This window comes from Nonomuraea sp. NPDC003754 (assembly GCF_053605785.1).
On sequence record NZ_JBSGJX010000032.1, the window covers coordinates 52,005 to 78,154 of the forward strand.

General features: G+C 69.7%; 25 protein-coding genes and 2 pseudogenes. 17 read left to right on the forward strand and 10 right to left on the reverse strand.

The window, feature by feature from the left end:
- Positions 1–26 precede the first annotated feature (26 nt).
- Together ACWEVS_RS32205 and ACWEVS_RS32210 are read right to left on the reverse strand one after the other, a co-directional pair.
- Positions 27–1,418, reverse strand: a complete 1,392-nt coding sequence (locus ACWEVS_RS32205) for an MFS transporter (RefSeq protein ID WP_452554456.1) — start codon at positions 1,416–1,418, stop codon at positions 27–29.
- A gap of 169 nt (positions 1,419–1,587) precedes the next feature.
- Positions 1,588–1,752, reverse strand: a pseudogene (locus tag ACWEVS_RS32210) (SigE family RNA polymerase sigma factor); the annotation flags it as partial.
- A 62-nt stretch (positions 1,753–1,814) separates the two neighbouring features.
- Between ACWEVS_RS32210 and ACWEVS_RS32215 the strand changes: the two are divergent.
- A complete protein-coding gene (locus ACWEVS_RS32215) occupies positions 1,815–2,234 on the forward strand; it encodes a hypothetical protein (RefSeq protein WP_452554457.1) in 420 nt (139 codons plus the stop codon).
- Between the two features lie 82 nt (positions 2,235–2,316).
- Here ACWEVS_RS32215 and ACWEVS_RS32220 read toward each other — a convergent pair whose 3' ends face one another.
- On the reverse strand, positions 2,317–2,535 hold the full coding sequence (locus ACWEVS_RS32220) for a hypothetical protein (RefSeq protein ID WP_452554458.1): 219 nt from the start codon (positions 2,533–2,535) through the stop codon (positions 2,317–2,319).
- 60 nt (positions 2,536–2,595) lie between these two features.
- On the opposite strand from ACWEVS_RS32220, the gene ACWEVS_RS32225 reads away from it, so the two are divergent.
- The 5 genes from ACWEVS_RS32225 to ACWEVS_RS32245 all read left to right on the forward strand — a co-directional run bounded on the left by ACWEVS_RS32225 (position 2,596) and on the right by ACWEVS_RS32245 (position 8,438).
- A complete protein-coding gene (locus ACWEVS_RS32225; protein WP_452417725.1) occupies positions 2,596–3,084 on the forward strand; it encodes a CoA transferase in 489 nt (162 codons plus the stop codon).
- Entirely contained in the window at positions 3,081–3,911 is an 831-nt protein-coding gene (locus ACWEVS_RS32230) for an SDR family oxidoreductase (RefSeq protein WP_449930264.1), read from the forward strand. The genes ACWEVS_RS32225 and ACWEVS_RS32230 overlap by 4 nt, the downstream gene beginning before the upstream one ends.
- A 107-nt stretch (positions 3,912–4,018) precedes the next feature.
- Entirely contained in the window at positions 4,019–5,743 is a 1,725-nt protein-coding gene (locus tag ACWEVS_RS32235; protein WP_452554459.1) for an N-acyl-D-amino-acid deacylase family protein, read from the forward strand.
- Positions 5,740–6,963, forward strand: coding sequence for a cytochrome P450 (locus tag ACWEVS_RS32240; RefSeq protein WP_452417721.1), 1,224 nt, complete (start codon positions 5,740–5,742; stop codon positions 6,961–6,963). Before ACWEVS_RS32235 ends, ACWEVS_RS32240 begins: the two co-directional genes overlap by 4 nt.
- Positions 6,960–8,438, forward strand: a complete 1,479-nt coding sequence (locus tag ACWEVS_RS32245) for an AMP-binding protein (RefSeq protein WP_452554460.1) — start codon at positions 6,960–6,962, stop codon at positions 8,436–8,438. The genes ACWEVS_RS32240 and ACWEVS_RS32245 overlap by 4 nt, the downstream gene beginning before the upstream one ends.
- Before the next feature lie 219 nt (positions 8,439–8,657).
- Here the strand turns inward: ACWEVS_RS32245 and ACWEVS_RS32250 are convergent, their stop codons facing one another.
- The 3 genes from ACWEVS_RS32250 to ACWEVS_RS32260 form a co-directional block, all read right to left on the reverse strand.
- Positions 8,658–9,431, reverse strand: coding sequence for a SigB/SigF/SigG family RNA polymerase sigma factor (locus ACWEVS_RS32250; protein WP_452554461.1), 774 nt, complete (start codon positions 9,429–9,431; stop codon positions 8,658–8,660).
- A gap of 627 nt (positions 9,432–10,058) precedes the next feature.
- Complete coding sequence (locus tag ACWEVS_RS32255; RefSeq protein WP_452554462.1) at positions 10,059–10,748, reverse strand: STAS domain-containing protein; 690 nt, start codon at positions 10,746–10,748, stop codon at positions 10,059–10,061.
- A gap of 102 nt (positions 10,749–10,850) precedes the next feature.
- The gene (locus ACWEVS_RS32260) at positions 10,851–11,516 is read right to left on the reverse strand and encodes a tryptophan 7-halogenase (RefSeq protein WP_452554463.1); all 666 of its coding nucleotides are present in this window, start codon (positions 11,514–11,516) and stop codon (positions 10,851–10,853) included.
- A gap of 330 nt (positions 11,517–11,846) precedes the next feature.
- Here ACWEVS_RS32260 and ACWEVS_RS32265 point away from each other — a divergent pair, with 330 nt between their 5' ends.
- On the forward strand, positions 11,847–12,512 hold the full coding sequence (locus tag ACWEVS_RS32265; RefSeq protein WP_449928028.1) for a maleylpyruvate isomerase family mycothiol-dependent enzyme: 666 nt from the start codon (positions 11,847–11,849) through the stop codon (positions 12,510–12,512).
- A 34-nt stretch (positions 12,513–12,546) separates the two neighbouring features.
- A complete protein-coding gene (locus tag ACWEVS_RS32270; protein WP_452554464.1) occupies positions 12,547–12,834 on the forward strand; it encodes a hypothetical protein in 288 nt (95 codons plus the stop codon).
- A gap of 55 nt (positions 12,835–12,889) precedes the next feature.
- Here the strand turns inward: ACWEVS_RS32270 and ACWEVS_RS32275 are convergent, their stop codons facing one another.
- The gene (locus ACWEVS_RS32275; RefSeq protein ID WP_354912621.1) at positions 12,890–13,111 is read right to left on the reverse strand and encodes a DUF2795 domain-containing protein; all 222 of its coding nucleotides are present in this window, start codon (positions 13,109–13,111) and stop codon (positions 12,890–12,892) included.
- A gap of 452 nt (positions 13,112–13,563) precedes the next feature.
- On the reverse strand, positions 13,564–13,836 hold the full coding sequence (locus tag ACWEVS_RS32280) for a DUF6766 family protein (RefSeq protein ID WP_452554465.1): 273 nt from the start codon (positions 13,834–13,836) through the stop codon (positions 13,564–13,566).
- Between the two features lie 233 nt (positions 13,837–14,069).
- Here ACWEVS_RS32280 and ACWEVS_RS32285 point away from each other — a divergent pair, with 233 nt between their 5' ends.
- From ACWEVS_RS32285 to ACWEVS_RS32300, 4 genes are all read left to right on the forward strand, one after another.
- Positions 14,070–15,839, forward strand: coding sequence for a protein kinase domain-containing protein (locus ACWEVS_RS32285; protein WP_452554466.1), 1,770 nt, complete (start codon positions 14,070–14,072; stop codon positions 15,837–15,839).
- Between the two features lie 810 nt (positions 15,840–16,649).
- On the forward strand, positions 16,650–17,258 hold the full coding sequence (locus ACWEVS_RS32290; RefSeq protein ID WP_452554467.1) for a dihydrofolate reductase family protein: 609 nt from the start codon (positions 16,650–16,652) through the stop codon (positions 17,256–17,258).
- A gap of 33 nt (positions 17,259–17,291) precedes the next feature.
- Positions 17,292–17,615, forward strand: a complete 324-nt coding sequence (locus ACWEVS_RS32295) for a YciI family protein (protein ID WP_354912633.1) — start codon at positions 17,292–17,294, stop codon at positions 17,613–17,615.
- Positions 17,612–18,844, forward strand: a complete 1,233-nt coding sequence (locus tag ACWEVS_RS32300; protein WP_452554468.1) for an RNA polymerase sigma factor — start codon at positions 17,612–17,614, stop codon at positions 18,842–18,844. The genes ACWEVS_RS32295 and ACWEVS_RS32300 overlap by 4 nt, the downstream gene beginning before the upstream one ends.
- Before the next feature lie 578 nt (positions 18,845–19,422).
- Here the strand turns inward: ACWEVS_RS32300 and ACWEVS_RS32305 are convergent.
- Positions 19,423–20,169 (reverse strand): sigma 54 modulation/S30EA ribosomal C-terminal domain-containing protein, encoded by a 747-nt coding sequence (locus ACWEVS_RS32305; RefSeq protein ID WP_449928047.1) that lies wholly within the window; start codon positions 20,167–20,169, stop codon positions 19,423–19,425.
- 264 nt (positions 20,170–20,433) lie between these two features.
- A pseudogene (locus tag ACWEVS_RS32310) lies at positions 20,434–20,516 on the reverse strand (phosphoketolase family protein); the annotation flags it as partial.
- Between the two features lie 221 nt (positions 20,517–20,737).
- On the opposite strand from ACWEVS_RS32310, the gene ACWEVS_RS32315 reads away from it, so the two are divergent.
- From ACWEVS_RS32315 to ACWEVS_RS32335, 5 genes are all read left to right on the forward strand, one after another.
- Positions 20,738–21,532 (forward strand): DsbA family protein, encoded by a 795-nt coding sequence (locus ACWEVS_RS32315; protein ID WP_452554469.1) that lies wholly within the window; start codon positions 20,738–20,740, stop codon positions 21,530–21,532.
- On the forward strand, positions 21,532–22,152 hold the full coding sequence (locus tag ACWEVS_RS32320) for a vitamin K epoxide reductase family protein (RefSeq protein ID WP_452554470.1): 621 nt from the start codon (positions 21,532–21,534) through the stop codon (positions 22,150–22,152). The genes ACWEVS_RS32315 and ACWEVS_RS32320 overlap by 1 nt, the downstream gene beginning before the upstream one ends.
- 351 nt (positions 22,153–22,503) lie before the next feature.
- Positions 22,504–23,535 carry an Acg family FMN-binding oxidoreductase gene (locus ACWEVS_RS32325; protein WP_452554471.1) on the forward strand — a complete coding sequence of 344 codons (1,032 nt, stop codon included), beginning with the start codon at positions 22,504–22,506 and terminating at the stop codon, positions 23,533–23,535.
- On the forward strand, positions 23,528–24,943 hold the full coding sequence (locus ACWEVS_RS32330; RefSeq protein ID WP_452554472.1) for a nitronate monooxygenase: 1,416 nt from the start codon (positions 23,528–23,530) through the stop codon (positions 24,941–24,943). Before ACWEVS_RS32325 ends, ACWEVS_RS32330 begins: the two co-directional genes overlap by 8 nt.
- Positions 24,940–26,124, forward strand: a complete 1,185-nt coding sequence (locus ACWEVS_RS32335) for a TIGR04053 family radical SAM/SPASM domain-containing protein (RefSeq protein WP_452554473.1) — start codon at positions 24,940–24,942, stop codon at positions 26,122–26,124. Before ACWEVS_RS32330 ends, ACWEVS_RS32335 begins: the two co-directional genes overlap by 4 nt.
- The last annotated feature ends 26 nt before the right edge of the window (positions 26,125–26,150 follow it).

The following is a 26,150-nucleotide window of genomic DNA, read 5'->3' on the forward strand; positions in this document are numbered from 1 at the left end:
CCCTTCGACGATGCTGATCGTACTGATCACGCTGATCCCGAGGAGGTACGGCGAGCCACCCCGACGGCACACGCGGCCCCACCCACGAGCAGGACAGCGACCACGACGACGACCCGCACGAGCCCGTCGGCCGAGGAGGGCGCAGCGAAGTAGACGCTCCCGAGCCCGGCGACGGCGGTCACCCCGGCGAGCATGGGCCCGGTGGAGTTCAACGCCGAGATCGCTGACGCCAGCCGCGGCTCGACCAGCGCTGTGATCTGCGCGATCAGCGGGCTGTACCCGGCAGCGTGCCCGGCCCCCGCCAGGAGCAGCAACGGCATCGCCACGACCGGCTGCCACTGATCGCGGCAGAAGAGCACCAGCAGGCTCGCCCCGCCCGCGAAGGCGATCGGACCCGCGATCGGCAGGGCGCGCTGCAGCCGCTGCGGGAATCGGGTCCAGCTCAGGCTGAGCGCGCCGAACCCCAGGGCGTACGGGACGAACGCCAGCCCCGCGTGAAGCGGCGAGAAACCCAGCGCGGTCTGGAGGTGCAGGGTGAGGGTGAGCAGAAAGACGGTGTAGCACCCCATGACGGTCCAACAAGCCACCAGCCCCGGCTTCACCCCGCGCGGCCGTACCGATGCCGGGTCCAGCAGCGGATACCGCGCCCTGGTCTCATAGCGGACAAATCCCACCGTCAGCGCGGCACCACACACCAGCGAGATCCAGACCCAACCGGGCCAGCCGAGCTCGCGGCCGAAGATCAGCGGGACCGTGATAGCGGCCATGGCGGCGGTCAGGACCGCCACTCCACCCGGATCGAGGCGTGCCTGCCCGTCCATGCGGGAGGGCGGCAGCAGGCGCGGCCCCACGGCCAGCGCTGTCACGCCGATCGGGATATTGATCAGGAAGACGGGCCGCCAGGACAGGCCGAAGAGGTCGGCGCTGACGACCAGCCCTCCGACGACCTGCCCCAGCGCGACTCCCAGGGCGAGCACCATGCTGTAGAGGCCGATCGCTCTGCGGCGTGCCGTACCCTCCCAGTGCGTCTGGATGAGCGAGAAGATCTGCGGAGTGAGCAGTGCCGCCCCCATGGCCTGCGCGATGCGTGCGAGCACCAGCACGTTCACGTCGGGAGCCAGCCCGCACAGTAGCGATGCGCCGGTGAACCAGCCCAGCCCGAGCAGGAACGCGCGCCGCTGCCCGACGACGTCACCGATCCGCGCGCAGGTGACGAGGAGCACGCCGACGGTCAGCAGGTAGCCCGACACGATCAGCTGGATCGCCGCGCCACCGGCGTGAAGATCATCGCGAATGGTTTCCGCAGCCACTGACACGATCGAGCCGTCCATGGACGCCATGACCTGACCGGTGAGCAGTACGGCGAGCATCCGGCCGCGGCGCGCACCCGCCACCGGCGAAGGAGCAAGAGAGATCACGCAGCCAGCATGGGCTGTCCGTGCCTGCCCGGTCTTGAAGAAATTTGCGCACCGGGCCTGTCGCAGTCTTGAGGCTCCGCTCCCGGCACCGGACGCCGTTCCAGATCGGGCGGCGCCGGCGGAGCACGCAGGTACGGATGGGGGGCAAGGTGAGCGCCTCCGTGGACCTGCCGTGCGACCTGGCGAAAACGTCCCGCACGACGTCCTCGGCACTCCCTTGGTCACCGACCAGCAGCGCCGCCAGACGTACCAGGGCGAGCCAGTGCTCGCGGTACAGGCCGGCGAGCACCGCCTTCGGTGTCGGGCGGCGCGGACAGGCGCGGGAGGGTCGCACCGTTCATGCCAGGTGAACGCGCGCCGCCGATCTGCCGCGTCGGAAGTCTCTATCGCCGGGCCGTGGCAGTGGCTTACGTTCTCGAGATGGCCTACGACATCCTCGAGCTGATCGCGAACCCCGCGCTCGCCCTGACGCCGACCACGACCGTCCACTCCGGTGTCGTCCGGGTGGGCCACAACGCCCGCGTCCAGGTGTGGCGATCGAACGAACCGGCCACGGAGTTCGGCTTCTACCCGCCCGACGTGCCGCCGCTGGCCGAGGGTGTGCCGGCGCCGCCGATCTGGGCAGAGGCCCAGGTGATGTGGTTCGTGCCCGGTACGCAGTCGTCCGGGCACTTCCCGATCGGCGTGGAGCGGATCTCCGCCGCCTACACGCCCGATCCTCGTGGCGGTCCGGCGCGCTGGCTCCTGGTCAGCGGCGCGGCCCACGCGTCGGCCGGACTCCGGCTGGCCTACCGCATCACGGTCCAGGGGCAGTGAGCGGCCGGGGAGCGCGTCAATGCTCGATGACCTCCAGCCGGGTCAGGAACGTGAGCATGTCGTAGTGTCTGGAGGATCGAGTTCAGGGGTTCACGGCCGATGCGGTCTCCTTCAGCTCGTCCGAGGTCATGTCGGCGATACGGCCGGCGAAGAACCTGGAGTCGCCGAAAGGGCCCTCCAGCTCAACCCGCAAATCGCCGTGGGGCTGCGTCTCCCCTGGCCGGATGACATACGCTCCCGCGGCTGTGGCCTGCTCGGCGAATCCGGCGACGTCCGGCACGACGACCACCCAACCCGGCACACCGCATTACCAAGCGCTTGCTTGAGATAGCCGTACGGACTTACAGTCGAGGAGATGTCCATGCCTGAAGGTCCTGTGGCCGGAGTGCGGGTGCTGGAGCCGGCCGGGGTCGCGCCGAGCCCGTTCGCCGGGATGATGCTCGTCGACCACGGCGCCGAGATGCTGCGCGTCGACCGCGTCAAGACGGTCTCCGGCAAGCCTCGCGCCGACGTCATGGACCGCGGCAGGCACACCATCGGGCTGGACCTCACGACCCCCGACCGGGTGGCCGCCTTCAAGGAGCCGGCGAAGCAGGCCGACGTGCTCATTGAGGTGTTCAGGCCGGGCGTCACCGAACGGCTCGGCATCGGCCCGGACGACCTTCACGCGATCAACCCCAGGCTGATCTGCGGCCGGATGACCGGTTGGGGCCAGGACGGTCCGCCTGCGCCCACCGCCGGGCACGACATCGACCGCATCGCCGTCTCCGGCGTTCTGTCGATGCTCGGCCGCGAGGGCGACCCGGTCGGTTTCACCGTCGACGAGCCGTTGTGGAGGGAACAGCCATGAACCTCGGCGGCCAGGGAGTGCTCGTCACCGGCGGCGGCAGCGGCATCGGGCTGGGCATCGCCAAGCGCCTTGCCGCCTCGGGCGCCACCGTGACCATCTGCGGCCGCACCGAGGACCGGCTGGCCGCCGCCTGCGCGGAGATCGGCAAGGCGAGCTACGTGGTGGCCGACGTGGCCGACGAGAAGCAGATGGCGTCGGCCGTACGGCGGGCCTGGGAGCAGGCGGGTGGCCGCCTCGATGGGGTGGTCGCCTCGGCGGGCGGCTCCGGCTGGCTGGGCCCGATCACCCGGCTGCCGATCGAGGAGTGGCAGAAGGTCATCGCGACGAACCTGACCGGCACCATGCTGGCGCTCAAGCACTCCGCCGTGCTGATGGCCACGGCGGGCGGCGGCTCGTTCGTGGCGATCTCCTCGATCGCCGCCTCCAACACCCACCGCTGGTTCGGCCCGTACGGCGTGGCCAAGGCGGGCATCGACCACCTGTGCATGCTGGCCGCCGACGAGCTCGGCCCCAGCGGCGTCCGGGTGAACGCGATCCGTCCCGGTCTGATCCGCACCGAGATGGTGTCGATCATCACCGAAGCGGAGAACCCGGTCCTGGCCGACTACCAGGCCTGCACCCCGCTGCCGAGGGTGGGCGAGGTGGCCGACGTGGCCGCGCTGGCGGCCTTTCTCCTGTCGCCCGAGGCCTCGTGGATCACCGGCCAGGTCATCAACGTGGACGGCGGCCACTCGCTGCGCCGCGGCCCCGACTTCTCCCCCTGGCTCGAACCCGCCTACGGCCGTGACGGCCTGAGAGGGGTGACACCCACGCAGACCCCATCCTGATGTGTCCGGCGCCAGCGCTGGACACATCAGGACACTTCGGTATGACCGCCACATCGTCGGCGCGAGCGATGCGGCGGCTCCGTGACACTCCCCCACCGGAGCTGACCATGCACGATCTTGTCATTCGCGCCGCCACCGTCGTGGACGGGACTGGCGCCCAGCCGTACACCGCCGACGTCGCCGTCACGGACGGCCGCATCACCGAGGTGGCCCGCCAGAACGGCGCCGACCGGCCGGGGCGCGCCCGGCGCACCGTCGAGGCGGACGGGCTGCTGCTCACGCCCGGCTTCGTCGACCTGCACACGCACTATGACGGCCAGGCCACCTGGGACCCGCTGCTCGGTCCCTCGTGCTGGCACGGCGTCACCAGCGTGGTCATGGGCAACTGCGGCGTCGGCTTCGCCCCCGCCAGGCCCGACCGGCGCGAGTGGCTGATCGGCCTCATGGAGGGCGTCGAGGACATTCCGGGCACCGCCCTCTCCGAGGGGATCGCCTGGGAGTGGGAGAGCTTCCCCGAGTTCCTCGACGCGCTGGAGCGACACCCGCACGTCCTCGACATCGGCACTCAGGTGCCGCACGGCGCGCTGCGCGCGTACGTGATGGGCGAGCGCGGCGCGCGCAACGAGCCCGCCTCGCCCGACGATGTCGCCAGGATGAAGCAGCTGGTCAAGGAGGGGATCGAGGCCGGCGCGCTGGGGTTCTCGACGAGCAGGACGCTGGCGCACAAGGCGATCGACGGCGAGCCGGTGCCGGGCACGTTCGCGGCGGAGGACGAGCTGTTCGGCATCGGCGAGGCGCTGCGCGAGCTCGGCAGGGGCGTCTACGAGATCGCACCGGCCGGAGCCGCGGGCGAGGACGTCAACGCGCCGATGAAGGAGGTTTCCTGGATGAGCAGGCTGGCCGAGGCCGTCGACCGGCCGGTGACCTTCGCGCTGCTGCAGATCGACTCGGTGCCCGACCTGTGGCGTGAGCTGCTGAGCGAGTCGGCCAAGGTGGCGCGGCTGCACCCGCAGGTGGCCTGCCGGCCGTTCGGGATGCTGATCGGCCTCGAGGCGCTGCACGCCTTCGCCGATCACCCCTCATATCAGCAAATTTCCACCTTGCCGCGCCACGAACGTGTCCATCGCATGCGCGAACCCCAGGTCAAGCACCGCATCCTCCACGAGGTCCCGCAAGAGGAGGACGTGCTCGCGGCCCTCTGCCGCGGCTTCACCGACCGCCTCTATCCGCTGAATCCCGAAAATCCGGACTACGAGCCGCATCCCAGCACCTCCGTCAAGGCTCAAGCCGAGCGCCAGGGCCGAGAGCCGCTCGAGCTGCTGTACGACCTCATGCTGGAGGACGACGGCCAGGCGATCTTCCTTCTGCCGATACTCAACTACGCCAACGGCGACCTGGATCCCCAGCGCGAGATGCTGCTGCACCCGCAGGCCGTGCTCGGGCTCGGTGACGGCGGCGCGCACTGCGGCTTCATCTGCGACGCCTCCATGCCCACGACGATGCTCTCCCACTGGGCGCGCGACCGCTCGCGCGGTGCGCGGCTGCCGCTGGAGCACGTCGTCAAGCTGATGTCGCGCGACACCGCCCGGCTGTACGGCCTGCACGACCGCGGCACGATCTCCCCCGGCATGAAGGCCGACCTCAACCTCATCGACTTCGAGCGGGTCGGCAACCACCGCCCGCGGATGGTGTACGACCTGCCCGCGGGCGGACGCAGGCTCATCCAGCGGGCCGACGGCTACGTCGCCACCTTCGTCGGCGGCATCCAGACCTTCTCTCACGGCGAGCACACCGGGGCACTGCCCGGCCGGCTGATCAGGGGCGGAGCATGAGCGAACCGTTCAGGGCCACGGACGTGGTGATCGCGGGCGGGAAGGCCATGGCCGACGGTCACCGGACCGGCATCGACCTGCTCGACGGCGACATGTACGCGGACGATCCGTGGTCGCTGTACGCCTGGCTGCGCGAGCACTCCCCCGTCCACTACGACGAGGCGAACGACCTGTGGGGCATCTCCCGCCACGCCGACATCTGCGCCATCGAGCGCGATCCCAAGCTCTGGACCAGCACCGGCGGCTACCGCCCGCAGCTGCCGTCCGACCCCTCCATGATCGGCACAGACGATCCGCGGCATGCCGAACGCCGCCGCCTCGTCTACCGCCGCTTCACCCCGCGCTACGTGCACGACCGCTACGCCGAGCGGATCAGGGCGGTGGTGGTCGAGCAGATCGGCCAGGCGCTGGAGGAGGGCACGGTGGACGCGGTGACCGCGCTGGCCGCGCCACTGCCCGCCCGGATGATCGGCTGGCTGCTCGGCTTCCCCGACTCCGATTGGCCCAAGCTCAAGCACTGGTCGGAGACGACGATCGCGGCGGGGGGCGGTCTGCGCTACGTCACTCACGAGGCCGCTGTCGCCGCAGGGGAGTTCGGCCTGGCCGTGCTCGACCTGGCCGCCGAACGCCGCAAGTGCCCGCACGACGACCTGATGTCGCTGTGGTCGGCACGGCCCGACTACGACGACGAGCACCTGGCCAACGAGGCGCTGCTGCTGCTCGACGGCGGCGCGGAGACCACTCGCACGGTGATCGCCACCGCGATCGACGCGCTGATCAGGCACCCGGACCAGTGGCGGCTGCTGCGTGAGGAGCCGTCGCTGGTGGAGAACGCGGTCGAGGAGTTCATCCGGTGGACCACGCCCATCCTGAACATGTGCCGCGCCGCCACCCGCGACACCGAGCTGCACGGCCACACCATCAGGAAAGGTCAGCAGGTTCTGCTCATGTACGGCTCGGCCAACCGTGACCCGGCGGTCTTCGCCGACCCCGACGTGTTCGACGTGACCAGCAAGCCGGGCGGCCACATCGCCTTCGGCCTGGGCACGCACTTCTGCCTCGGCGCGGCGCTGGCCAGGCTGGAACTGAAGATCTTCTTCGAGGAGTGGGTGGCCAGGGTCGGCTCGGCCGCGTGGGCCGACGCGGAGGGGCCGCGGCTGATGCGCAACTCCTTCGTGCGCGGCGTCACCTCCTTCCCGATCGTCCTGGAGGCTCGATGATCAACCTCGCGGACGTCTTCGAGCGCGCCGCCGACACGGTGCCCGACCGGCTCGCGCTGGTCGCGGGCGAGGACCGGCTGACCTACCGCGAGCTGGACGAGCGCGCCAACCGGGTGGCGCACTGGCTCCAGATCCAAGGGGTACGGCCGGGCGAGCACGTGGGCATCCTGTCCTGGAACCGCGCGGAATGGCTGGAGAGCATGATCGGCTGTTTCAAGGCCAGGGCGGCGCCGGTCAACGTCAACTATCGCTACGTGGAGCGGGAGCTGGGCCACCTGCTCGGCGACGCCGACTGCGTGGCGTTGCTGGGCGAGGCCGATCTGCTGGCCAGGGCGCCCTTCGACGGTCCCGTGCTGGCCTTCGGCGAGCCGTACGAGAGGGCGCTGGCGGGCGTGCCGGGCGGCAGGGACTTCGGGCCGCGGTCGGGGGACGACCCGTACATCCTCTACACCGGTGGCACGACCGGGCGGCCCAAGGGCGTGTTGTGGCGTTCGGAGGACATCTATCTCGCGGCGATGAGCGTGTACTCGGGGCCGATCAAGGATGTCTCCGAGCTGCGCTTCGGGCCCGAGGGGCTGCGCTTCCAGGTGCACGCGCCGCTGATGCACGGCAATGGGCAGTGGAGCACCTGGATCTGCCTGTCGGCGGGCGGCACGGTGATCCTTTGGACGGGGCGGCACTTCGACCCTGTGGCGGTGCTGGAGCTGGCCGAGCGTGAGCGGTCGCAGGTGCTGACGTTCGTCGGGGACGGCATGGTCAGGCCGGTCGCCGACGAACTGGGGCGCAGGACGTACCAGCTGGAGGTCTTCTCGGTGGGGTCGGGCGGGGCCCCGCTGTCGGCGACGACGCGCGAGAGGATCCGCGCGGCGCTGCCCGACGCGACGATCGTCGACAACTACGGCGGGTCGGAGACGGGCGCGGTAGGGGCCGCCGCCGAGGAGGAGCGCCCCAGGTTCGCGCTGAGTCCCGGCTTCGCCGTGCTCGGCCCCGATCACCTCCCGGTACGGCCAGGCCAGCAGGGCGTACTGGCCAGATCAGGACACATCCCGCTCTGCTATTACAAGGATCCGGTGAAGTCGGCGAGCACCTTCGTCACCGGACCGGACGGGACCCGCTGGGCGCTGCAGGGCGATCAGGCGATCCTGCACGAGGACGGCACCGCGCTCATGCTCGGCCGGGGCACGACGGTGATCAACACCGGTGGGGAAAAGGTGTTCCCCGAGGAGGTGGAGATCGCCGTGCGCAGCCACCCGAAGGTGTACGACGCGCTGGTGATCGGTACGCCCGATCCGCGGTTCGGCCAGCGGGTGACAGCAGTGGTCGCAGGTGAGGTGACGCTGGAGGAGCTGGCCGAGCACTGCCGCGGGCAGCTCGCGGGTTACAAGATCCCGCGAGCCCTGCGGATCGTGCCCGAGATCAAGCGGACGCCCGTGGGCAAGCTCGACTACGCCTGGGCGCGGACGCTGGTCGCATAGAAGCGTGTTCGAGTCGTCGAGACGGAGGCCCGAGGCGTTCGGCCAGGCGGCGGGTCAGCGGGATGGGAAGGCCGTTGATCAGCCGGGCACCCTGGGCCAGGGCCCACATGGCACAGTTGGGCGGTTAGGACTGGCCGCCCTCCTGTGACAGCCCCGTGCGCCCAGCGACCCGGCGCCTGTCCTGCTGTCACGCCATCCAGCCGGCGGTCTGCAGTCGGTTCACCAGCCGACGGCGAGTCCGGCTCGCAGTCTGTTCAGCACCGCGCGCAGGATGCGGGAGACGTGCATCTGGGAGATGCCGACCTCGTCGGCGATCTCGGCTTGGGTGAGGTTGCCGTAGTAGCGCAACAGCAAGATGTTCTTCTCACGCGGCGGCAACGCGTCGATGAGGGGCTTGACCGCCAGGGAGTCGATGAAGGTCTCCAGACGATCGTCCGGATCGGCGATGAGATCGGCGAGGCGGTCGTCCCCCTCGCCGACCAGGTAGGCGTCCAAGGAGTACGTGCTGTAGGCGGTGGCCATATCGAGGGTGAGCAGCACCTCTTCTTCTGTCAACCGCATGTGCGCGGCCAACTCGGCGATGGTCGGCGAGCGTTGTAGCGACTGAGCCAGGTCGGCCACGAGCCGGTTCAGCTCCGGACGGCGTTCCTGATAGGCGTGGGGCACCCTGAGAGCCCAGGTTCGGTCGCGGAAGTGCCGCTTGACCTCCCCGGTCATCGTGATGGCCGCATAGCCTCGAAAATCGTGGCCCAGGCTGGCGTCGTAGCCGGTGATAGCCTTGATCAACCCGAGGTAGGCCACCTGGAGAAGGTCCTCGACGGGCTCGCCGCGATGGCGGTAGCGCCGGGCTATCGCTGTGGCCAGCCAGCTGTACATCTGGACAAGACGCTCACGTATACGCTCCCGATCGGGTCCCGACGTTCCCGTCCGCACCATGACCGCCAGGAGGTCTTCGGCGGCCATGCTGTCGAGCGTGATGTCCTGGACAGTCATCCTGCTCCTTTGCGGTGCGCCGCCGCCGCGGATGGGTCGCCGTTGGACACGACCATACGATCAAGGCGAGTTGCGGCGATTTATGCCGCCTTCACTCCATAAGTGACATGTCGCCACCTCTTGAATCGACCCCCGTTTCGTATCGGCCCAGGAAACCTTCCTCGCGTGAAATGAGCACCCGCTGCAGCGGAGAATCGCGACGAGGTCCGACGATGCGCCGGCAGCGCTGCCGGGCAAGATGCACCGGAACCAGGACTAGGCGTTCGCCGACCACCGCAGTCGACCGGCGTAGATCATCGGCCTCTACCCTGCCCACTCGCTCCCGCATGAGAACGCCCACCTGGCCGATTTCGCACCGGCGCCCCGGGATCGTCTCGTCCGGGTCACACGTAGCACGGCGACTGCAGCCAGTGCCACCGTGATCAAGAAGGGACCGCCCGTCACCCCGGTGCTGACTGCTTCCCAACCGCGCCAGTGTTGGGACCCCGGCCGGATGGCCGGGCCCCGCCGTCAAACTGGCCGATGAGATCTGGAATGGACAGCGATGCCTACGCGGCGGGCGGCTGCTTACCGGAGCCCTGGGCATCGGCTTGGCCGACGCGACGACCGCCGTCGCGTAGCGGTCGACTACGCTGGGCGACCTCCGTCGTGTCCCGCGCAGTGGGCATGGCGTGTTTCTCTCACATGTCGCAGCGCCTCGTCGCAGGTGGCGCGCCGTTCTAAAATCCTGTGCAGGCCCGTTCGGTACAGCAGGTCGTCCAGGCTCGCTGGAACGCCGCTGAGCACGAGCCGTTTTCCTCTGTTCTGACTGTGCTGCAAGGCCACAACGAGCTCGCTCAAACCGACCGAGTCGCAGAAGGTCACCCCCGACAGATCCAGGATCAGCACGGAGGACGCCGACGGTGCTGTCGCGGCGCGCAGATGCGCGCGCAATGTAGGGGCGGTGGCAAGATCGAGTTCGCCCGCCACACGGACCAAGGCGACCTTGCGGGACCGGCGAGTCGAGACGGTGAAGGGTGTACGGCCTTGTAGTTGAGATGTCATATTGCGGCACTCTCTACGAGACTGCTGCGTTCGGCGGAGCCGGCTCGCACCGATGCGTAGCTTGAGGATGGCGGACTGCTTTCTGCTGCGGAACGTTTGTCTATGAGGACTGGGCATCGCCGCGGGGTTCGGCTGACCGGCGAGGTCCGCGCATGCCTGGCCAGAGCGCCGACGCTTTCCCAACGCCGCAGCGCCTGCCGGAACGGGGTGATGGACGGATTGCTCCGTGTCCCGAACCGCGTCCAGCGGCGGTTTTCGTCTCCTCGGCTGCATCCTCCTCAGGAGCGTTCGTCCCGTCGTGCTACCCCGGATGGGCCGCCGAACACCACATCCGACTGTCGTGACCACCGAGGACGTGCGGTATCGACCACCGGGTCAATATGACGCCTGGGACGTCGCGTGCGGGCCGGCGGTCGGGCAGCGCGCCGAGGTCGCCGCCGATATCGGCCACCGCCAGGGGCCGTGCTCGGCGGCGGCTCGGACCCCGGCGAACGCGGCCCGCGCCCGCGCCGGATCGATGTGGTGGAGCGCCGGACGCGGGCGGAGGGGCGCGTGCCCGAGCCCGAGCAGCATGGTGATCCACGAGTACAGCTCGAAGCCGTGGTAGTACGGGTAGACGGCGCTCTCGTCCGGCAGCCGTCCGGCAGCCGGCTCCAGCAGGTCCGACAGACTCTCGGGGATCTTGCGGCGCTTGGTCTCCTGCCAGTACGGCGTGTCGGCGCGGGCGCCGGCCCGATAGTGCAGGACCAGGAACTCAATGGTCCAGATCCAGCCGGCGTCCATCGCGGTCGCCGTGATGTAGGGGTTGATCAGTTCCTGCTCCTCGCGAGGCACCCGCAGGGCGACCGCTCGGTTGTTCGGCAGCACGTCCAGGAAGGGGCGGAACGGCTCGCCCAGCGTCGGTTCGCCGGAGTCGAAACCGGTCGGCGCCTCCCACGACGCGACAGGAGTGGAGGGCTGACCCGTGACGCGGGCGACCACGCGGGTGTCGAGCGCACCGAGGCCGGCCAGGGAGACCGGAGGTCCGCTACGAAGGGGCACCCGGGGTCTGGATCGGGCCCGCGATGTCGGTGAGAAGTAGCAGCACCCGGAGGCTCGGCTATTCACCTAACGCGCTACGTTATTGCTGACCGTGACGTTGTGGCGCCAGCGTGCCGGGGCACGGGCTCTGGGTGCGAGCACCTGCCGACTCCCGGACGCCCATGCCCTGCTTGCCCACAGGAGTGTCGTTTCCGCCAGCGGGGTTGCCGAGTGCGGCTGGCCTGCCTCAGGCGAGCGATGATTTCGCCGCCTGACGGAAGTCTTCACTTCGACCGTCCTTACCGACCTGATGCGAGGACTCGTGTGACTGACGAGAAAAGGCTGGCTGACATGACCAATCCGGCGCCGAAAGCACGGGGCAGTCGCGTGGCCGACATCTGGCCGCTGGTGCACGCCGAGCGAGCGGCCCTGGCGAGCGACCTGGTGGATCTGACCGACGAGCAATGGGCGACACCGTCGCTGTGTGCCGGGCTGAGCGTGCGGGAGGTGCTGGCGCACCTCACGGCAGGGGCGAGCCTTAACGGTGTGCGGTGGCTGGCGGGGGTGATCCGCTGCCGGTTCGACTTCGACAAGCAGGTCGCCATGCGGCTGGCCGAGCAGTTGGGCGCGACCGCGGCCGAGACGCATGACAGGTTCCGCCACGTCATCACGAGCACCACCAAACCGCCTCTCCCGGTCATCGCGATGCTGGGTGAGACGATCGTGCATGCCGAGGACATCCGGCGACCGCTGGGTATTCGCCATGGCTACCCGATCGAGACCCTCACTCGGGTAGCCGAGTACTACCGGAGCTCGGACGTGGTCGTCGCCGCCAAGAGACGGATCGTCGGCCTGCGACTCGCCGCCACCGACGGCCCTTTCACCACGGGTTCCGGCCCGCTGGTGTCCGGCACCACCCTGGCACTGGTGATGGCCACGACCGGACGCTCGGTGTACTGCGATGAACTTGACGGTGACGGCGTCGAAATCCTGCGCAATCGGCGCGAGATGAGATGACCCTGGGCTCGAAGCATTCGTTGTCCCACGACCGGTGACCGCTGCGGACACAACGGGCGCACCGCAGGTCATCGATCAGACCAGGAGGCCCAGGATCTCGAGCGTTTCCCAGGCCGTCAGCTTGCCGTTCGGGGTCGGTTTCCTCCTGCGCGAACTGGTTGATCAGCTCGGCGAGGGTTCGCCGCTCCTGCTCGGACAGGTCCTGCAGGAGGGCGATCACCGGCTCCAGCACCTCCATCGAGGCCTCGGGCGCGATGGCGTCGTCCTCGCCGAGATCAAGCCTGATGACGGAACAGACAGCCTCCACTCCGCGCACCACTGACGCGGGAACCCATCCAGGACGGGCGCCCGTGAATGGTAGATCCGCTGTTATGTGCCTAGTCGTGCTGGATTCCGTCGAGACCAAGCTCTCGGCTGAGATCCGCCATGTTCTCGAAAACACGGTCGGGGGGCAGCGATTGAATGGCAGAGAGCACCGTGTCGGGCGCTGCCTCGGACCGCGCCCGCTCCAGCAGTTCTTCCCTGCCAGCGGGAAACACATGCGTACCGCTGATCCACTTAGCCAGCTCGCTGCGGCTGTCGACCTGCTGTGAGCTCATCCCCTCCGGCGATCGAGGCTCATGTGGGGTGGAATGGTGTCTGCTACCGCCACCGGGTTGTTCCATGTCAGGTGTCCCCTCTCTAGTGAATAACAGGCCATACCCGCATTACCGTGGGCGAACATTGTGAGCTGCTCGGCGGAGGCGGTTGGCTACCTTCCTGCTCTCCACGCGAGCAAACCACGGCTCACGCATCGGGAGCGGAACGGACCCGATGCCATCCCGTCGTTCCCAGCGCCACCCCGCTTGGCAGAAAGGCCCAGGCACACCAAGCAATCTCGCCGAGATCGCCGCCGGAACCGTCGCACAGGACGCGGCAGAGGCCGACGTCGTCCGGTCGATCGGAGCTGATCTCGTCACCGACCACACCAGACTGGACGCCCGCTCAAGCAGACCGCACGCGACTTGCAGGTGTCGTTGCCATCGCAGCCGTCGGCGCACCAGGGGACCACTCAAAAGCCTCGTCCAGTGCGCCGGTCGTCCAAGGACATCTCGACCGGTTGCTGGAGGCGCAGAAGGCACTGGGCGCACCGCGGGCGGTTCCAGCCGGCGATGGCGGCCAGGCCGGCGCCGAGATGACGTTCCTTGGATTCCGGCGAGCCGCGTTGGACCAGCCACACCGTGGCCAGGATGAACAGCAGGAACTGCAGGTATTCCGACTGGCCCTGGCCAAGGCGCCTCGGGTCTCGCGACGGGTGCGGCCAGGAATGGCGCTGGCGAGTCACAACAGTAGACCACTGAACGTGACCAGATCTCCTGGACTCATTCCTCTGGGCGGCGATACTCGTCGGGGTCGTAGCCGCGGTCGGCGAGCACCCATCAGGTCGTCGACGGCGGCGGCCCTTACCCGCGTCAGGTGCGCCGAGATCGCTGCCAACGGCCACGAAGGCTTCGCAGCGACTTGACCCATTGTGTGACATCAAGGAGATCTTGCCAGCAAACGCTAAGGTGAGATCTTGTGCAGTCGCTCACGCCGGAAGATTTACGTCAGATCGGCCCCTATCGGCTCGCTGGTGTACTGGGGCGGGGCGGCCAGGGAACGGTTTACCTGGGCCAGGGGCCGTCCAACGAACAGGTCGCGGTCAAGGTGTTACACGCTGGAGCCGCGGCGGATGAGAACGCGCGCCGCCGGTTCCTGCGCGAAGCCGAGGCGGCTCGCCAGGTTGCTCCGTTCTGTACGGCGCGCGTGCTGGACACGGGCCTGGTGGGCGGCCAGCCATACATCGTCAGTGAACACATCCCAGGCCCGTCACTCGACCTGCTGGTCAGGACCGAGGGTCCGCGTTCGGGCAGCGGGCTGGAACGGCTCGCGGTGACCACGCTCACCGCGCTGGCGGCCATCCACCGGGCCGGGATAGTCCACCGTGACTTCAAGCCGCACAACGTGATCATGGGGCCTGAGGGACCCGTGGTGATCGATTTCGGGATCGCCAGGGTGACCGCCCAGACGGCCACGCACAGCGTGGTGGGCACCCCCGTCTACATGGCGCCGGAGCAGTTCGGCGGGGCGCCGATCACCCCGGCGGCCGACCTGTTCAGCTGGGCGACCTCCATGATCTACGCGGCCACCGGGCAGCAGGTCTTCAGTGGAGACACCCTTCCGGTGATCATGCACGCCATCCTGACCCGCGAACCCGACCTGTCGGCCGTGCCGCAGGAGCTACGCCCGACGCTGGCGGCCTGTCTGGCCAAGGACCCCGCCGCCCGGCCGAGCGCCGCCGCCCTGCTGCGCCGCCTGACCGGCGACGAGGCTCCCGCCCCACTCGCGCAGTGGCCCACGGCGCACGCCACGATGGGCATGCCGGAGGCCGAGCAACTCGCTCTCCGGCCGCACCCGTCTGCACAGGAGAACGGGCCTGCCGGCTGGGCGCAGCAGCCTGGGCAGCCTGGATGGGGTGTCCCTCCCCAGCCTCCGCCCAGCGGCGGCGGCCGGTCGAAGAAGATCGGCCTCGCCGTCGGCGCTGGAGCAGTTGCCCTGGTGCTGGCCGTGGTGGGCGTGCGGGCCGTAGTCAAGAACGCGGTCCGGGGAGCGCTGTCGGGCGGTCAGTCCTCCACCTCCCAGCCCGTCTCCGCCTACTCCCCCGGAACGAGTCCTTCCGACACACCTTCGCAGACGCCTTCTCAGACGCCTTCTCAGACAGCTTCGGAGGAGCCGACCGAGGAGTCGTTCAACCCCGCGGACCTCAACAAGGAGAGCACCGACCCGACCCCGATCACGGCCGACGCCCTGCTTCCGCAGTCCTTCACGAGCGCCAAGGGGGTGCGTTTCAGCCGCAAGGCATTTGGGGTGGAGGACTGCCCGAGCCCGTGGCCCGATGCCAGAGTCAAGTCCGCCCTCCGCAAGGCACGCTGCGACGACATGGCGGTGGGTGCCTATATCAGCTCGGGCGCTCCGAACGGGCGCATCATGGTGACCGTCTGGGTCGTTCCGCTGAAGGACTCGGGCAGGGCCGGCACCGCGTACTCGAGGCTCAAGAACGTCTACGTGCAGGACTGGGGGATCCGGTGCCCCCAAACGGGGCCGGGATCGACCGGCATCTGCTACACCTCGAACTGGTGGAACGTGCAGTTGTACTCGTGGACCGGGCGGACCGGCCGATATGTGATCCGTACCCTGGCCGTCTACACGAACCTCACCAGAGACTCCAGCGCGACGAAGTGGCTCAAGGACGCCTCGCGTGCGGCGTTCAAGGAGTCAGGCCCCATGGTCTACCAGGACGGACAGTGATCGGACGGCGTGGGGCCGGAACCCGGTCAAAGGGAATTGCAGACAGGCCGTCCCCAGTCGACCGAGGACGGACCGGCAGCCCGCATCCTTCGACCTCTGCGAGCGCCCCAGCAGCACCACCCACCCCGCGAGCCTAACCACGATCAGATAAACCATCCGCAACGGCATGAACAGCGACAAACCCCAGATCAGCCCGCCGGCCGAGTTTCGGGCACCCGCACGACCCGATGCGCTCTGCGCCAGCGGCCGCCTCGACCGGCTCGCCCGGCTCGACCGGCTCGCCCGGCTGTCGTACGCAGATCGTCGCCGCCAAGCGGCGGCGGAGCGAGGGCGCCATGCTCCCGGCAGAAGAAGATGGGCCGCCCCCACGTCCTGGGCCCCGCCGAACTCGCCACTGTGCGCCGCTTGGTCGGCGACGGCGTCTCTGTCACCAGAGCCGCCCGCACCCTCAAGATCGGCCGCTCCACCGCCTACGCGGCCCTCGCTGGGCACTGGCCGGCAATTGTCTAAGCTCGCGGCCCGTTTCTGCCGTATCCCGGTGGCTACTCCTAGCTGGGGTGCTCGCCGTCGTCGGTCATCGCCGCGCCTGCTGCGTAGCCGTACCGCCTTGATATCGGACAGGTTGGGTGTCGCAAGGGGTACCGAGCGCGGTCGCCGCGACACTGTCGTGCTGTCGGATCGCTGACGACCGGCCTCCCGGAAAATTCTTCAAAGAAGTCCGGGAGGAAGTGTCGGATCGGGGCGGTGGTGTTCGTAGCAGGGATGAGGCCGCCCGCAAGGGGGCGGCGCCAAGGCAAAGGAACCGCGATCATGAAGCTGACGACCATGACGCAGGTCACCATCGATGGAGTGATGCAGGGAAACGGCGCCGCGTCGGATGACCGCAGGAACGGATTCGAGCGCGGCGGATGGGCCCGGGGGAAGAGCGACGACGAGACCAGGACGTTCATCACGCAGACCTACCAGCGCGCCGAGGCGTTCCTGTTCGGCCGGCGCACCTACGAGCTGTTCGCCGGCTCCTGGGGATCAGTCGGCCAGATGCGCGCACATCCCATCGGCGTGGCCTTGAACGAGGCCCCCAAGTACGTCGCCTCGACCACGCTCACCGCGCCGCGTTGGGAGGACACGACCGTCCTCCGCGGCGACCTCGCGGCGACCGTCAGTGAGCTGAAGGCCAAGCCCGGGGGTGAGCTGCAGGTGCACGGCAGTGGCATCCTGACCCGGTGGCTGCTGGAGAACGACCTGGTCGACGAGATGACTCTGATCGTGATCCCAGTGATCCTCGGCCAGGGCGCGAGACTGTTCCCGGAGTCCGGTCCGGATCTTGCGCTCGACCTGGTCGAGTCCCGGGTCGACGCGAAGGGCGTGACGATCCAGCGCTACCGGCCGGCCGGGCGCCCGCGGTATGCAACGGCCTGAAATTCCTACCACCCCACAGGAGATGATCTTCAGATGCGGTACCTGGTTTCCGTGATCGACGACAAGAGCAATCCCGGCAGCACGGACAGGCGGCCTGCCATCAGCGCGTTCAACGAGCGACTGATCGCCGAGGGCTACTGGGTGTTCGCGGGCGGACTCGCGGACACCGACGCGGCCACGGTCATCGACAACCGGGGCGAGCAGGCGGTGTTCAGCGACGGGCCTTTCGTGGAGTCGAAGGAGTACCTCGCCGGCATCTGGGTGTGGGAGGCCCCCGATCTGGATGTGGCGCTCAGGCTCGCGGCTGAAGCGTCGAAGGTCTGCGATCGGAAGATCGAGGTGCGGCCGTTCCAGTGAGCGACGTCGAGGAGGCGATCACCCGGGCCCACCACGACGAGTGGGCGCGGGTGGTGGCCGCCCTGACCAGGCGCTTCGGTGACCTCGACATCGCCGAGGAAGCGGCCGCCGAGGCGTTCGCGACCGCCGTCGAACGGTGGCCGGCCGACGGCGTGCCCCCCAACCCCGGCGCGTGGCTGACCATCACCGCCAACCGCAAGGCCATCGACCGGATCCGGCGCGAGAACAAGCGCGACGACAAGCACAAGGAGGCTCAGATGGTGTACGACGACCCGCCCGAGCCTCTCGGCGCCATCGACGACGACCGGCTCCGGCTGATCTTCACCTGCTGTCACCCGGCGCTGGCGGTGGAAGCGCGCGTGGCGTTGACGCTGCGCATGGTCGGCGGTCTGACCGTGCCCGAGATCGCCCGTGCCTTCCTGGTGCAGGGGACCACCATGGAGCAGCGCATCACCCGCGCGAAGGCCAAGATCAAGGCGGCTCGCATCCCCTATCGCGTGCCGGCCGCCGAGGATCTCCCGGCGCGTGTCTCCGGCGTCCTCGCCGTCCTGTACCTCGTCTTCAACGAGGGCTACCTCGCGACCGGCCCCGACACCGACCCCGTACGACACGACCTGACCACCGAGGCGATCCGGCTCACCCGCCTGATCCGCGCGCTCCTGCCGCAGGACGGAGAAGTGGCCGGGCTGCTGGCGCTGATGCTGCTCACCGAGGCCCGCCGCACCGCCCGGATCTCGGCGAACGACGAACTGGTCGCGCTCGACGAGCAGGACCGTGGGGCCTGGGACACGGAACTGATCGCCGAAGGTCACCGGCTGGTGCGCGAGCGCCTGGCCGCTGCCGCCGCCGGGGTGGCTCCGGGTCGCTACCAGATCCTCGCCGCGATCAACGCCGTGCACACCTCCGCCCGCGACATCCGCGACACCGACTGGTCGCAGGTCCTCGCCCTCTACGACCAGCTCGTCCGCCTCGACCCCTCGCCGATCATCGCTCTCAACCGGGCCATCGCCGTGGCCGAGCTCGACGGGCCGGAGGTGGCCCTGGCCATCGTTGACCGCTTCGCCGAGGCGTTGGCCGGCTATCACGCCTACCACGCCACCCGCGCCGACCTGCTGCGCCGGCTGGGCCGAAGTCAGCAGTCACGCGCGGCCTACGACCGGGCCATCGAGCTGGCCGGCAACACCGGCGAGACCGCCTCCCTCACCCGCCGCCGCGACCAACTGCAGTAGCGGCCCGCCCTTGAAGAGCGCACTTGATGCAGCGATGAAAGGCGACGCGGAACGCTGCACTGTTGACACGTTCGGACGCCAACCCTTCTCGCCGAGCAGCGGCGCAGGATTTGGGGGCGCAGGGTTCGGGGGCGCCGGGTCGCGGCGGCCGTAGAGACGCGGCCCGTTGTCGACCGGCCGCGACTCGCGCGGTACTGCTCGGCGGGCCCTCGCGGCGGCCCGTGCCGGCTTCCTCCTCTGCTTCGAAGCCATCGTTACGGCGACCTACGGACCGCTCCATGCCGGAGATCCCAGGAAATCGCACGCCAACGCCAATGCAGACGCCGTCCCGGCCGGCCTCTTCCGGTTCGGCGTCGTCCTGTGCACCGCACTCGGACGCCAGCCCGCGGGACGCCTCGCTCGGTCTGGTGGGGACCAGGAGCAGGCCGGAGATGACAAGCCCGGACCCGACGAGGCCGACGAAACAGACGCGCGGGAAGAGAATCGATGCACTCCTTGCCCGTCTACGGCTGCCACCACTCCGGGCGACCGCGGCCCCTCTCGCGCCATGGGGGGCCGCGGTCCGCTTCGGAGGGACGTCAGGCGTGAGCGGTGCTGACCAGGCCGTAGTCCCCGTCGTCACGGCGGTAGACGAGCCGGCCGGCGCCGGTGTCCGCGTCGGCGAAGAAGACGAACGCGAACCCGGTCAGCTCCAGCCGTTCGATGGCCTCCTCTACAGTGAGCCGAGGAGCGGGCGACGGGCTGACCGAGATCGCCGCGCACATCGGCAACGGCAGGTCCGGCCGGGGCTCGACCTGGGCGAGCCCGTAGCCGTCGCCGTTGCGGTAGACGACGCTGTCCTGGCCCGTCGCGTCCTCGATGAACAGCAGGAAGTCGTAGTCGAGCTCCTCCATGTCCACCACCGCCTCGTCGGGCACGGCACGGGCCGCCGCGAGGGACCGCACGACCCGCCGCTCCCCGCCGGCATGCCCGGCCGGACGCTGCTGGTGGCGCCCCCGCCGGTTCTCCCAGTCCCTGGTGGTCTCCAGCAGCCGGGTCCGCAGGCGGTCGCCGAGCAGGTGGATGGCCGCGCGCGTGGAGGCGGCGCTGGCCTGGGCTCTGATGAGTCGCCCCTGGACGTCCAGGACGGCCTCTGCCGTCCGTTGCTTCACCGCGAGCCCGGGGGCGGTGGCCAGCTTGACCTTCGCGCCGAGCACCGGTTCGTGGGCGAGCCGCGCCAGGTGGGCCACGGTTTCCCTCGCGCGCCGGACGTCGGCAGGTCGTATCCCGCCACGGATCTTGACCTGCACGTCGGCGGGATCAAGAGCGATGGGCCTGTGCCTCATGCGTGAGCACCTTCTTCGCATCCGTTGCTGATGCCTCCACCCTCTGGCCGGTCCGGATATCGCTGCCAGGGACTTTCGTCCTCACTGCGCAAGGACGTTGGTTGTGCGACGGAAGGGGCCTGAGAGACGACGTTTTCTAGCCTGCTGTACAACGGACTTCGGTCTCTGCCGAAGGGTGACGGCAGACGACAAGGTGGTCGCATGCGGATTCTGGTGACGGAGTCGGACCCCTCCGGCGGGCGCGCGGCGTTGCTCGCCCTCGAAGCCATCCTCGTGGATGGAGCCGGGCGTCTCGGCGCAACGTGGCTGGGGACGCCGCCTGGGAAGGAGAACTGGCGGAACAGACGCAACGGCGTCGTGGTGGCCCGTGCGGCGCTTGACCGCTGGGCACGTACCGGATCTCGTCCCGATTGCCTCGGTGACGTCCGATCCAGGACCAAGGTCCACAGGGTTGGGACCTTCGGCCCGGGTGTGGGCGCGGCGGTGTGCTCCAAGCTGGGCGGCGGGCGTCGGGGAGAGGCATCCGGCCAGGGCTGAGAGTGGTTCAGGAATGGTGGCGACGTGTCGCGTGGCGCTCGATCTTTCGTCCAGCGAGGAAAACGAGAGCATGACCACCGAGGCACGAATCAAGTCCCGCGAGCTACGCGACGCCCGGGCCGCCGCCGAGCGGCGAAGGAAAAAACGCACCCGCCTGGTCGCCGCCGGCGGCGGGCTGATCATCGTGGGGCTCCTGGTCGCCATCGTGATCAGCTTGATCAACGCGGCGGGTAACGACAGCTCCCCGGCGGCGCAGGGAGGCAAGGCCCCGGCGATCGCGACGGCCGGCGGGGCGTTGGCCCTGGGCAACACGGCCGCGCCCGTGCGGCTCGAGGTCTACCTCGACTACATGTGCCCGTACTGCGGGCGCTTCGAGCAGGCCAACAGCCGCGAGCTGGACAAGATGGTGGCCGACGGGACGGTGCGGCTGGAGCTGTACCCGCTGTCGTTCCTGGATCAGGCTTCCAGCGGCGCGAAGTACTCCACGCGGGCGGCCAACGCCGTCGCCACCGTCGCCGATCGGGCGCCGGACAAGGTTCTGGCGTTCAACGCGGCGCTGTTCGCCAACCAGCCCGAGGAGGGCAGCCGCGGCCTGTCTGACGACGAGATCGCCACGCTGGCCCGTCATGCTGGGGTTTCGGCGGACGTGGTGGACGCCTTCACCGGCCGCAGCTTCGAGCCGTGGATCACAACCTCGACGCAGGCCGTGTTCAACACGGGGATCTCGGGCACGCCGACCGTGAAGATCAACGGCAAGGTGTTCGAGGGCGACCTCTACACGGCGGGCGCGCTGACGGCAGCCGTGACCGCGGCCAAGGGCCAGTAGTGGCAACGGTCCTCCACCGCGTGCACGTGTTCCGGCACTCCAACGCTTGGATCTTCGGAACGATGCTGTTGTCGGCGTGCCTGAGCCTGACTGCGTCCTTCGTGCTGTCGATCGACGCGGTGCGCCTGGCGGCCGACCCGGGCGCGGATCTGTCCTGCAACATCAACAGCGTCGTCAGCTGCGGCGCGGTCGGCAGTTCCTGGCAGGCGCACCTGTTAGGCTTCCCGAACGCCTTCCTGGGGCTGGTGGCCGAGCCGGTCGTGATCACGATCGCGGTGGCGAGCCTGGGCCGGGTGCGGTTCCCGCGCTGGTTCATGTTCGCCGCGCAGGTGATCTACACGCTCGGCCTGATCTTCGCGTACTGGCTGTTCTCCCAGTCCATGTACGTGATCGGCGCGCTGTGCCCGTGGTGCCTGCTGGTGACCGTGTCCACGACGTTGGTGTGGTCGACGCTGACACACGTGAACGTCCGCGACGGCAACCTGTTCCTGCCCCGCCGCGCGCAGAAGGCGCTGACCAGAGCCATCGACGCCGACCTGGACGCCATCGCCGTCACGATCTGGACCTTGATCATGATCTTGGTCGTCGTGCTCAAGTACGGCTGGACGCTGTTCGGCTAGGTTGCCGGTATCCCGCGCGAGCGGGCACGGAACGCATGGCCGCTCGGAGGTTCCCAAGGATAGGTGCTGACCGCGGTCGGCCGCCGCTTCGGGATCTTCACCGCGGTGTCCCTGCCCGTTCCGCTCGCCACCGGCGTGGCGCTCACCTGGCACGGGGGCGTCACCAAGCAGCCTGAACCTGTCTCCTGCGGGGCAACGGCTCATCAGGCGCCCCAAGGGACCCTGCGGGGTTCCGGTCGGGAAACGGTCCATCGGAGGTGATCCAAGGGACCTTGGTCCCTGCCGTGACCACGGCGAGGCGCGAGATGTTGATCCCATGTCCGCTGTTACCCCTGTGCCGGGGATGTCCCGATGACCGATATCGGCGCGATCCCGGTATCCCCTGACACCGGATCGCTCGCCGCCCGGGAGCTTCCGTTCGCGACGCCCGGCGGCGTGAGCAGAACGGTGAAGGCCGCCGCCGCGGCGCCGTCGGTGCACAACACCCAGCCGTGGCGCTTCCACCGTGTCGACGACGCCACCATGGAGCTGTACGCCGACCTCGACCGGCTGCTGGCCGTCACCGACCCGATGGGGCGCGGACTCGGCATCAGCTGTGGGGCCGCACTGTTCAACCTGCGGCTGGCGATCCGGATGACCGGGCACGACGCCCACGTCACGGCGCTGCCCGACCCGGCCGCCCGTCCCGACCTGCTGGCCACCGTGCACGCCGTCCTGGGCGACCCACCCGACCGGAACGAGCGGCTGATGTACGACATGATCCCGCACCGGCGTACCAACCGCTTCCCGTTCGACGGCCGCCGACTGCCCAGGGAGGTCTTCGTCGACCTGGTCCACGCCGCGCACGCCGAGAGCGCCACACTGGTCCTGGTCAAGGGGCGGACGGCGCGGCGTGTGCTCGACATGATCGGCACGGCCGACGACACGCTGGCCGCCGAGGAGTCCTACCGCGCCGAGCTGGCCTGCTGGACGGATCCGTGCCGGCGCTTCGATGGCGTGCCCGAGCATGCCTTCGGCCCTCGCCCGCGAAACAGGGAGTTGCCCATGCGGGACTTCGGACTGGAGTGCGCGCGGCCGAGCGCTGACTTCGAGGCGGATCCGCAGATCGCGGCCCTTTTCACCAGGGGTGACGGGCCGCTCGACTGGCTGCGTGCCGGGCAGGCGCTGCAGCGAGTGCTCCTCGCCGCGACCGCGCACGGCGTGTCGGCGTCGATGTTCAGCCAGCCGCTCGACCTGCGCCCGGCGCAGCACCGCGCCGACCAGGCCGGGCCGATGGGTCACGTGCAGATGCTGGCCAGGTTCGGGTATGGCGCACCAGTCCCGCGCGTGCCGCGCCGTTCCGTGTTCGAGGTGCTCGACCCGGTGGAGGTCCCGCGTGTATGAGCCGCCGAGGCCCGTGTTGATCCAGGGCGGGATGGGGGTGGGAGTGTCCGGCTGGCGGCTGGCCCGGGCGGTCGCCGAGACCGGGCAGCTCGGTGTGGTGTCGGGCACGGCGCTGGACGTCACCCTGGCCCGACGGCTGCAGCGCGGCGACCCTGGCGGTCACCTGCGTCGCGCGCTGGCCTGCTTCCCGGTGCACGAGGTGGCCGAGCGCGTCCTCGGCCGCTACTTCGTACCCGGCGGCACCGGGCCGGACGTGCCGTACCGGCCTGTGCCCCGGCTCGGGCTGCGGCACAGCCGCGCCCGCGACGAGTTGGCCGTGGTCGCCAACTTCGCCGAGGTCTTCCTGGCCAAGGAGGGCCACGACGGTCCTGTCGGGGTCAACTACCTGGAGAAGATCCAGCTCGCCACCCCGGCCGCCGCCTACGGCGCGGTCCTGGCCGGGGCCGACTACGTGCTGATGGGCGCCGGCATCCCTGCGGAGATCCCGCGCCTGCTCGATGACCTGTCCGAGCACCGCCCCGCCCAGGTCTCGGTCGCCGTGGCGGGCGGTGACGGACACACGATCGGGATCGACCCGGCGCAGTTGCTCGGCCACCGTCTCACGCCGCTCGTCCGGCCCCGGTTGCTGGCGATCGTGTCGTCACACGTGCTGTCCGCGTACCTGGCCCGCTCACCGCTCACCCGGCCGGACGGGCTCGTGATCGAGACACCGGTGGCGGGCGGGCACAGCGCACCACCCCGCGGCCGGATGACGCTCGATGCAGCCGGAGAGCCGATGTATGGGCCACGCGACGAGGCCGACCTGGGCAAGGTGGCCGCGCTCGGCCTGCCGTTCTGGCTGGCCGGCGGGTACGGCACGCCCGGCGGGCTCGAGCGGGCCTGGGCGGCGGGCGCGCAGGGCATCCAGGTGGGGTCGGCGTTCGCGCTGTGCCGGGAGTCCGGGCTCGACGAGGGCCTGCGCAGCCGCCTACGCGAGCAGGCCGCGAGCGGCACACTCCAGGTGCGCAACGACCCGCGCGCCTCGCCCACCGGGTTCCCGTTCAAGGTGGCCGACGTCGCAGAGACGCTGTCAGAGCAGGAGGTGTATCAGGCGCGGCCGCGGCTGTGCGACCTGGGCTACCTGCGCACACCGTACGCGAAGCCGAACGGCGCGATCGGCTACCGCTGCCCGGCCGAGCCGGTGGACACCTACGTGCGCAAGGGCCGCCCGGCCGAGGAGGCCGAAGGGCGGCGCTGCCTGTGTAACGGCCTGCTGGCCGCCATCGGCCTCGGCCAGCACCGCGCCGACGGCTACGACGAGCCGCCTCTGCTCACACTCGGCCAGAACGCCGCCTTCCTCAACGGCCTGCCCGACGACCACTCGGCCGCCGACGTCGTGGCCCACATCCTGCTGGGAGCCCGCATATGAGTCTGCGCCCGCCGCTGCGGCAGGTCCGGCGGGATGCCGCGGACCGCCCGTTCATCGTGATCTGGGAGGCCACGCGTGCATGCCTGCTGGCGTGCCTGCACTGCCGCGCCGAGGCCGTGCCCGACCGGCATCCGGAGGAGCTGACCACCGACGAGGCCACCGAGCTGATGCGGCAGGTGGCCGCCTTCGGCCGGCCCGCGCCGCTGTTCGTGATCACCGGTGGTGACCCGTTCGAGCGACCCGACCTGTTCCAGCTGGTACGGCGGGCCCGCGAGCTCGGCCTCTCGCCCGCCGTGTCGCCCTCGGCCACCCCGGCCCTCACCCCCGGCAACCTCGCCCGGCTGCGCGAGGCGGGCACCGCGGCGATCTCGCTGAGCCTCGACGGCTCCACGGCCGCCGGACACGACGCCTTCCGCGGCTACGACGGCGTGTTCGCCCGCACCATGGCCGCCTGGCAGGCCGCCCGCGAGGCCGGGCTCAAGGTGCAGATCAACACGACGGTCACGCGCCGCAACCTCGTGCGGCTGCCCGACATCGCCCGCCTGGTACGCGACCAGGGCGCGCTGCTGTGGAGTGTGTTCTTCCTGGTGCCCACCGGCCGGGGCCGCGCCCTGTCCGCGCTGAGCCCTCAAGAGGCAGAGGACGTGCTGCACTTCCTGTACGACCTCGGCACCACCATCCCGGTCAAGACCACCGAGGCCCACCACTTCCGGCGCGTGGCCGTGCAACGGCTGATCCTGGCCGAGCACGGCGCCGACCACGCCCAGACGTTGGGACCGCTCTACCAGGACCTGCACCGGCGGGCGCAGCACGCCGGGCTGATCGGCCAGAGCCGGGTGCGCCGCCCGCCCATCGACGTGAACGCCGGGCGCGGTTTCGTGTTCGTCTCCCACACCGGCACCGTGCACCCGTCGGGATTCCTGCCGCTGGGCGCGGGCAACGTACGCGATCGGCCGCTGACCGACATCTACCGGTCCGCGCCCCTGTTCGCCGCCCTACGCGACGCCGACCGGCTCGGCGGGCGATGCGGGGCATGCGAGTTCCGGACCATCTGCGGCGGCTCCCGGTCCCGCGCGTACGCCTGCACCGGCGACGTGCTCGCCGAGGAGCCCTGGTGCGGCTACCAGCCAGGCAGCTTCCCCTACCAGAGCGACCTCGCCCGGCACCTCCACGCGTCCTAGGTCCCCCGAGGTGGTGACCTTGGTCC